This is a genomic window from Bradyrhizobium sp. PRIMUS42, assembly GCF_023006515.1.
Lineage (GTDB): Bacteria > Pseudomonadota > Alphaproteobacteria > Rhizobiales > Xanthobacteraceae > Bradyrhizobium.
In genome coordinates this window covers 1-8,611 of the sequence record NZ_JALBGZ010000229.1, presented here as the reverse complement: position 1 = coordinate 8,611, position 8,611 = coordinate 1, and the positions used below count along the sequence as shown (strand labels likewise).

At 64.9% G+C, this 8,611-nt stretch carries 7 protein-coding genes and 1 pseudogene; 3 read left to right on the top strand and 5 right to left on the bottom strand.

Annotated elements, in window-relative coordinates:
• Positions 1-323 (bottom strand): TetR/AcrR family transcriptional regulator (locus tag MOV75_RS18285; protein ID WP_247006319.1); only part of this gene is annotated, 323 nt, incomplete at its 3' end.
• Between the two features lie 102 nt (positions 324-425).
• Here MOV75_RS18285 and MOV75_RS18280 point away from each other — a divergent pair.
• Together MOV75_RS18280 and MOV75_RS18275 are read left to right on the top strand one after the other, a co-directional pair.
• Positions 426-791 (top strand): nuclear transport factor 2 family protein, encoded by a 366-nt coding sequence (locus tag MOV75_RS18280; RefSeq protein WP_246931160.1) that lies wholly within the window; start codon positions 426-428, stop codon positions 789-791.
• 381 nt (positions 792-1,172) lie between these two features.
• Entirely contained in the window at positions 1,173-3,134 is a 1,962-nt protein-coding gene (locus MOV75_RS18275) for a bifunctional diguanylate cyclase/phosphodiesterase (RefSeq protein ID WP_246931158.1), read from the top strand.
• A 216-nt stretch (positions 3,135-3,350) separates the two neighbouring features.
• Here MOV75_RS18275 and MOV75_RS18270 read toward each other — a convergent pair whose 3' ends face one another.
• The 4 genes from MOV75_RS18270 to pgm form a co-directional block, all read right to left on the bottom strand.
• Complete coding sequence (locus MOV75_RS18270) at positions 3,351-4,331, bottom strand: PDR/VanB family oxidoreductase (protein WP_247006317.1); 981 nt, start codon at positions 4,329-4,331, stop codon at positions 3,351-3,353.
• Between the two features lie 11 nt (positions 4,332-4,342).
• A complete protein-coding gene (locus MOV75_RS18265; RefSeq protein WP_094892757.1) occupies positions 4,343-5,095 on the bottom strand; it encodes a GntR family transcriptional regulator in 753 nt (250 codons plus the stop codon).
• A 3-nt stretch (positions 5,096-5,098) separates the two neighbouring features.
• Positions 5,099-6,148 (bottom strand): aromatic ring-hydroxylating dioxygenase subunit alpha, encoded by a 1,050-nt coding sequence (locus MOV75_RS18260; RefSeq protein ID WP_246930931.1) that lies wholly within the window; start codon positions 6,146-6,148, stop codon positions 5,099-5,101.
• 327 nt (positions 6,149-6,475) lie between these two features.
• Positions 6,476-8,122 (bottom strand): phosphoglucomutase (alpha-D-glucose-1,6-bisphosphate-dependent), encoded by a 1,647-nt coding sequence (gene pgm / locus MOV75_RS18255; RefSeq protein WP_246930933.1) that lies wholly within the window; start codon positions 8,120-8,122, stop codon positions 6,476-6,478.
• Positions 8,123-8,350: 228 nt separating this feature from the next.
• On the opposite strand from pgm, the pseudogene MOV75_RS18250 reads away from it, so the two are divergent.
• A pseudogene (locus MOV75_RS18250) lies at positions 8,351-8,611 on the top strand (dienelactone hydrolase); the annotation flags it as partial.

Below are 8,611 nucleotides of genomic sequence, written 5' to 3'. Positions count from 1 at the left end.
AGGATGATCTGGCCGGTCGGGCCCTTCGCCGTCGCGGCGAAATAATGCTGGGTGCCGGCGACCATCGCGGCGAGCACGTCCTTCTCGGCGCGCGCGGCGCCGTCGATCTCCACGACGAGATCACGCGAGACCTGGTCGAATACGGCTTCGAACACCGCCTCCTTGTTCCTGAAGTGATGATAGACCGCGCCCTTGGCGATGCGGGCTCCGTCCGCGATCTCGTCCATTGTGGTGGCGGCAAAGCCTTGCGTCCCGAACAGGCGGCGCGCTGCCGTCAGGATCGCTTCCAATGTCGCCGCCCGCCGCTCCGCCTGTTTCGCCATGCCTCTCTCGTCTAGTCGAATTCGAACCGTGCAGCCAGTTGACTTTTCGACTGTCGGTCGGTATTTACCGACTATCAGTCGGTTTTAATCGTGAGGTGGGCCATGCCGAGCCGTGACATCGTCGAAGCCTTTGCGAAGCGGCTGGAGACCGGAGATTTCATCGGCGCGATCGAGCAGTTCTACACACCTGATGCCGCGACCTATGAGAACAATGCCGAGCCGACGGTGGGGCGCGACAAGCTCGTCGCCAAGGAGCGCGCCGTGCTGGCGGCCTCCAGTCGGGTCAAGGCCGTGCGCATCGGGCCAAGCCTGATCGAGGGCGACCATGTCGCGACACGCTGGACCTTCAGCTTCACCAACGCCGAAGGAACCACGCGGACGCTGGACGAGATCGCGTGGCAGACTTGGCGCGGCGACAAGCTGATCGAGGAACGGTTCTATTACGATCCGAAGCAGCTTGGGCGGTGATGAGGGCGTAACTATCGGGCATCGCATCTGACGCATGAGCTTGAGACGTTGAGGCTTTCATGGCCGGGCCTGTCCCGGCCATCCACGATCTTCACTGCGGCGCGAAGAACGTGGATGCCCGGGCCTTCGCCGCGCCGAAGCGGCTTCGGCCGCGCAGGCGGGACAAGCCCGGGCATGACGGCCTCCCGTGATTGGCCCGGATGCAACTACCCTCGTATCTCCGCCATCACGCATTTGTATCGATTTGTTATCGATACTGCCGATCGAACACGCAGAAGTGGTCACGGCGAGCTCCGCAAACGGGGATAATTCATAGTTCGTCAAAGGTTTGCAGCGAATTCTCCAGACTGGGCCGGACCAACGGCCACGCTAGGCTCTGGAATGCGGACTCAAACGACCAGTTATGTCGCGCGGCTGCTCGCTGGCGATCTGTCGGCCTTTGGCGGTCCCGCAACCGACGAAGCCGTGGCCGGCCATATCCGCGCCGAACAGATGTCGCTTGTGCTCGGCTATTCGGTCGGCATCATGCTCGCCAATGCCTGCAACGCCATCGTGCTCGCCATCGCGCTGTGGCAGTCGCCGGACAGGATGCCTGCCCTGATCTGGGCGGTCGCTGTGGCCGCCGCCGCAATCGGATTCGGCGTCCAATCCCGCGCCGCGCGTCGCATCACAAAACCGCAATTCGTCTCGCGCCGCGCCATGCACCGGCTGGTGCGCAACGCTTTCATCCTCGGCGCCGCCTGGGGCATCGTCCCGGTCGCCTTTTTCGCCGATGCCTCGACCGGCGGGCAGCTTGTCATCACCTGCCTGTGCTCGGGCATGCTGGCCGGCGGCGCGCTTGCCTTCGCCACCATGCCGATCGCGGCCATCGCCTTCACGGCACCCATCTTCCTCGGCATCGCCATCTGCCTCGGCAGGAACGGCGATCTCGCCTTCCTGCTGATCGCCTTCCTCGTCGTGGTCTATGGCAGCGTGCTGCTGCGGGGCGTGTTCGTCAATTCGATCGCGTTCGCGCGGCGCGTGATGCGCCAGATCGAGGCGGAGCGGACGGTCCGGCTGGATCCTCTGACTCATCTGCCCAACCGCGTCGCCTTCAACGAAACGCTCGATGCCGCCTTGAGGCGGCTCGCTTTGTCCGGCGAGGAGTTCGCGGTACTCCTGCTCGATCTCGATCGCTTCAAGGAGGTCAACGACAAGTTCGGCCATCCTGCCGGCGACGAATTCCTGGTCCAGGTCGCAAGCCGCCTGCAGCGCTGCACGCGCGCGGCCGAACATATCGTACGCATCGGTGGCGACGAATTCGCGCTGGTCATGAACAATCTGACGCGGCCGGAAGACGCACTCGAGATCGCCGAGCGCTTCGTCGCAGCCTTCGAGGAGCCGTTCCAGATCGAGGGCCGCCAGATCGTGGGCGCAACCAGCGTCGGCATCGTGCTGGCACCGCGCAACGGCACTACGTCGCTCGACGTCATGAAGAATGCCGACGCCGCGCTCTACCGCGCCAAGAAGGCGGGGCCGGGTACGATCCGCTTCTTCGAGGAAGCCGACGACAGGGTCTCACGCGATCGCAAGGCGCTGCAATCAGACCTCGCCGGCGCGATCGCGCGAAACGAGCTGTTCCTCGTGTTCCAACCGTTCCTCGATCTCGACGAAAGCCGGATCACCGGCTTCGAGGCGCTGCTCCGCTGGCAACATCCGGAGCGTGGGCTGGTGCCGCCTAGCGAGTTCATCCCGATTGCGGAGGAGACGGGGCTGATCCACGAGATCGGCGAATGGGTCATCCGCCGCGCCTGCGCGACGGTTGCCAAGTGGCCGAACGAGATCAGGGTCGCCGTGAATTTCTCCGCGGCGCAGTTTCACAACGCCGGCATCCTCCAGACCATCGTGCAGGCGCTCAGCGACGCCAAGATCGCCCCGCACCGGCTCGAGATCGAGATCACTGAATCGATGCTGCTGTCGAAATACGGCTCGGCCGAGTCGGTGTTGAACGCACTGCTGCAGCTCGGCGTCACCGTGGCGCTGGACGATTTCGGGACGGGCTTCTCCTCCCTCACCTATTTGCGCAAGCTGCCGTTCAGCCGGATCAAGATCGACCAGTCCTTCATCCGCGACATGCTGGTGCAGCCCGACTGCGCCGCCATCGTGAAATCGGTGATCGGTCTTGCGCGTGACCTGCGCATCGGTGTCGTCGCCGAGGGAGTCGAGACCGCCGACCAGCTCGAATATCTGCGCCAGATCAGTTGCGGCGAGGCGCAGGGCTATCTGATCAGCCGGCCGGTGTCGGCGGATAGCGTGCTGGCGCTGCTGGAGACGAAGAAGTATCGGGCGATTTACGCGGCGTAGGCTACCTCGGGATAGGATCAATGCTGCCACGGAGCAGGTGCGCTCCCTCCCCCGCCTGCGGGGGAGGGTTGGGGAGAGGGTGTCTCCGCAGAGGGACTCCCCCAGGGGACAGAACCCTCACCCGGCGCTTCGCGCCGACCTCTCCCGCAAGCGGGAGAGGCTAGGAGCCCGCGGCGCCGTCCATGCACCTTAACGGCGTCCGGCGCCCGCGCGCGCTCAAATCGCATCCGCGCGCAGCAGCGTGTCCACGGTAATCGTCCCCCGTGCGCGGGAGACGCAGGCGCAAATCTTCTGATTGCTTTCTTTCTGATGATCACTGAAGAAGACGTCGCGGTGGTCGATCTCGCCGTCGACCTCGATCACGTCGATGGCGCAGAGGCCGCATTCGCCGCGCTTGCAATCGTACATCACGTCATGGCCGCTGGCATTGAGCACATCCAGCATCGAGCGTTCGCGGGGGATTTCGAGCTCGACATTCGAGCCCTTCAGGCGCACGCGAAAGGCTTCGGTCGGCAGCGTGCCGCTGGAGCCGAAGGTCTCGTAGCGGAGATCGGGGAGCGGATGGCCGGCGCCGATCCAGGCGTGCCGCGCGGCATCAAGCATCCGCATCGGACCACAGAACAGCGCCAGCGCGCCCTTGGGGAGCGACGCGAACAGCGCGTCGAGATCGAGCCGCCGGCCTTCGTCACTGGCATGAACGACCAGGCGATCCCCAAGCATCGCGGCGAGATCGTCGAGATAAGCGGCCTCGCCGCGCGAGCGCACCGCATAATGCAGCGTGACGTCGGCTCCGCGCCGCGCCAGTGCCTGCGCGGCGCCGAGGATCGGGGTGATGCCGATGCCACCGGCGATCAGGCAGTAGCATTCGCGCGCCCAGTCGACTGCAAGCAGCGAGGCCGGCTGCGTGATGTCGAGCCGCGCGCCCGGCGCGAGCTGCCACATGTAGCGCGAGCCGCCGCGGGAATCATCCGTGCGGCGCACCGCTATCTTAAAACCTTGCGAGGTGGCCTCACCGACCAGCGAATAGGATCGCGTCTCCGGCTGGCCGTCGATGGTGACGCTGACATTGATGTGGCTGCCGACCGGATAGGCCGCGCCGTCGAACTGATCAGGGCGGATCAGGAATTCGCGGATGCCGGGTGCGAGATCGCGGGTCGAGACCAGCGTCGCGGGTATCCAGGTTTCGATGAAGCGCATGGCGGCTGCCCTCAATCGGTTGCGGTTTTGATCAGCGCAAGCGCCGGCAAGAGGTCCAGATGGGTCCGGTTGCGCAGCGCAAGCCGCAGGTTTCGCACTGCCAGCCGCGCGTGCTCGCGCATGATCGCTTCGGCGCGCGCACCCTCGCGGTTCTCGATGGCGTCGATCACGACGCGATGGTGCTCCTGGCCGATGATCAGGATCTGCTGCGCCTCGGGCAGCGCGGATTGCGCCATCACGAAGCCGCTCGGGGATGCAAACGGCAGCGCGGAGGCGCGATCGATCTGGCGGATCAAGGGCGGGCTGCGCGACAATTCGGTGAGCAGGGCGTGGAAGCGCGCATTCAGCGCGACATAGGACGAGAAGGCTTCGATCGAAATCGGCACCTGGCGCAGCAATTCGTCGATCGCGGCAAGGCACTCCTTCAGCGGCTCCAGCTCGCGCGCGGAGACGCCGCGCTCGGCGGCAAAGCGCGCGGCGAGGCCTTCCAGCGTGCCGCGCAGCTCGATGGAATCGGAGATGTCGCGCTCCGAGAACGCCTTCACCATGAAGCCGCCGGAGGGAATCGCCTCCAGCAGGCCCTCCTCCTCGAGCCGCACCAGCGCCATGCGCACCGGGGTGCGCGAGGCGCCGGTCGTTTCCACCGCCTGGAGCTCGGAGATGCGCTCGCCCGGGCGCAAGGCGCCCGACAGGATCTGGTCGCGCAGCGCAAGCTGCGCCTTCACGGTCTGCGAGACGGAGCGGTCGACCTCACGCTCGGCCATGTTCTACTCCGCGGCCTGAAGATGCTGCGGCGGATTTTCCTTCGCCACCATGCGATCGATCAGCTTGCGCGTCCACATTGCGCCGGCATCGATGTTGAGGTTGTAGAAGATGCGATCGGGGTTCTCGTCCATGGCGCGTTGCTGCGCTTCGAGGATCAGCTCGTCCTCGTGGAAGATGCCGGAGACGCCCTCGCGGATCTCTGTCGTGATGCGCTGCTCGTCGAGCTGATAATCGCGCACGAAGGCCCAGAAATAGTGACAGGTCTTCTCGGTCTCCGGCGTAATGGTGTTGAGCACGAAGCCGTTGACGCCCTGCGAGCGGTCGCCTTCGGGCGCGCCGGTGCCGGTCGGTGCGACGCCGACGTCGATCGCAATGGTGCACGGCGCTTCGAAACGGATGATCTGCCAGCGATCGACGAGGCCGGTCTTGCCGAGCTGCTTGGCCCAGAACGGCGGCGGCTCGATGCCGCGCATCCAGCGCGTCACCGTGACTGTCTTCTCGCCATGGGTGACGTCGAACGGGGCTTCGGCGACCGCCTCGTTGCCGATCGAGGAGCCGTGCACGAACGTCTCGTGGGTGAGGTCCATGAGATTGTCGAGCACGAGACGGTAGTCGCATTTGACGTGGATGGTCTTGCCGTCGCCGGCCCAGGCCGGATCGTGATTCCAGTGCATATCGGGGACCAGCGCGGGATCGGCCAGCGCGGGATCGCCCATCCAGAGCCAGATGTAGCGGTGGCGCTCGACCACGGGATAGGCGCGGACGCAGGCCGACGGGTTGATGGTCTCCTGCGAGGGCATGAAGGTGCAGCGGCCCTGCGCGTTGTATTTCAGGCCGTGATAGCCGCAGACGACGGTGTCACCTTCGAGCCGGCCCTTCGACAGCGGCACCAGCCGGTGCCAGCAGGCATCTTCCAGCGCAGCGACCGAGCCGTCGGCCTTGCGGTACATCACGACATGCTTGCCGCAGATCGTCCGCGGCAGCAGCGCCGGCTTCACCTCGGCGTCCCAGGCGGCCGCGTACCAAGCGTTCATCGGGAAGGGTTTTGTCACTGGCGATCTCCCTCGGTTTATGAATACGTTATGTATACAATAACTGAAGAATGGAATCCTTCAAGAGCAAAAAATGCCTACCAAAGTACCTTTCATGCGTTCTTAGTATACAATCTTATGAAATCGGCCTTTCTTAGCAGGGACGGTGCACCTCTCCCGCTTGCGGGGGAGGTCGGCGCGAAGCGCCGGGTGGGGGCTCTCCCCGCCGAGGGGCTCTATCCGCAAGCTCAGAAAATCCCGACGCGGAAACACCCTCTCCCTAGCCCTCCCCCGCAAGCGGGGGAGGGAACGCACTCTCAGCGCGGCGACAGGAGCGACCGCAAGCGACTACGCCCCGAACACCTTCGCCAGCCCCGTCCGCGCCTCTTCCTGAATACGCTTCAGGTGCTCGGTGCTGCGGAAGCTTTCGGCGTAGATCTTGTAGACGTCCTCGGTGCCGGAGGGCCTGGCGGCGAACCAGCCGAAATCGGTTTCGACCTTGATGCCGCCAAACGGCTGGCCGTTGCCGGGCGCCTTGCTCAGCGTTGAGCGGACAGGGTCGCCGGCGAGATCCTTCAGGCCGAGTTGTTCCGGCGTGACTGATTTGAGGATGTTCTTTTGCGGCCCTGTCGCGGCAACGTCGATGCGCGCGTAATGCGGCACGCCGAACTCTGCGGTGAGATCGTTGAACAGCTGGCTGGGATCGCGGCCGGTCTTCGCCATGATCTCGGCGGCGAGCAGGCCGAGGATGATTCCGTCCTTGTCGGTGGTCCACACGGTGCCGTCGCGGCGCAGGAACGAGGCCCCTGCACTCTCCTCGCCGCCGAAGCCGAAGCCGCCCGTGAGAAGGCCGTCGACGAACCATTTGAAGCCGACCGGCGTTTCGACCAGCTTGCGGCCGAGCTTCTTGGCGACGCGGTCGATGATCGAGCTCGACACCACGGTCTTGCCGATCGCGGCATCCCTGCTCCAGTTCGGACGATGCGCGAACAGATAGGAGATCGCGGTCGCCAGATAATGGTTCGGATTCATCAGGCCGCCCGTGCGCGTCACGATGCCGTGGCGGTCTGCATCGGTATCGTTGGCAAAGGCGACGTCGAAGCGGTCGCGCATCCCGATCAGGCTCGCCATCGCGTAGGGCGAGGAGCAGTCCATGCGGATCTTCCCGTCCCAATCGACTGTCATGAAACGGAAGGTCGGGTCGATCGCCTCGTTCACGACGGTGGCCTTCAGGCCGTAGCGCTCGATGATCGGATGCCAATAATGCACGGCGGCGCCGCCGAGCGGATCGATGCCGATATTGATGCCGGCGGATTTGACCAGGTCGAGATCGACGACTTGGCCGAGATCAGCGACGTAGGGCGTCACGAAGTCGTAGGCGTGGACGTTCGCGGCTTTCTTCGCCTTGTCGTAGTCGATGCGCTTCACGCCCCTGAGAGCGTCGGCGAGGTAGGCATTGGCACGCTTTTCGACCACGCCCGTGACGTCGGTGTCGGCGGGACCGCCATGCGGCGGATTGTATTTGTAGCCGCCGTCCTCCGGCGGGTTGTGCGAGGGTGTGATGACGACGCCGTCGGCGAGGCCGCTGGTGCGGCCCTTGTTGTAAGTGAGGATCGCGTGCGAGATCACAGGCGTCGGCGTGTAGCCGCCGTCCTTGTCGATCATGATGTCGACGCCGTTGGCGGCGAACACTTCGACGGCGCTGACCAGCGCCGGCTCGGCCAGCGCATGGGTGTCGATGCCGATGAACAGCGGTCCGGTCAGCCCCTTTTCTCGTCTGTAGTCACAGATCGCCTGCGTCGTCGCGAGGATGTGGCCCTCATTGAAGGTGTTCTTGAACGAAGTGCCGCGATGGCCGGAGGTGCCGAACGCCACGTGCTGCGCGGGATCCGCGACATCGGGCTTGCCGGCGAAATAGGCCGTCACCAGCCGCGGAATGTTGGTGAGCGCGTCCGGCGAGGCCTGCTTGCCTGCCGCGGGATGAACATCAGCCACTGAAGTACCTCGTCCTGTCGTAACGGAGATAGCGGAGCACCATAGCATCGGCGGGGCCCCCGCCAAGGGCACAACACGCGCGACGGGGTGGCCGTTCCTTTGAGGGATGACCGTAACCCGCATGAGCGAAGCGATATGCGGGACCATCCACCCCGGATGTCGCTTTGCTGATCCGGGCTACGGGATCATGCTATGCTCCACGCCAACATGGCCCCTTCGAATCGTCCCATGATCCCTTCGCGCAAGCTGCTTCTGCTGATCGCCGGCCTCGTCGTGGCCGGCGCGCCGGCGCGCGCTGCGGAATTCTACACCGAGGATTTGCGCATCCCCATGGCCGAGGCCGGGCCGCAGGGGTTGGAGGCGTTTCTGGTCCGACCTGCCGGGACGAAGCGCTATCCGCTCGCGCTGCTCAGCCACGGCTCGCCGCGCAGCTTCGACGACCGCGCGACCATGTCCGCGCATAAGTATTACGGCATCGCGCTCGAATAC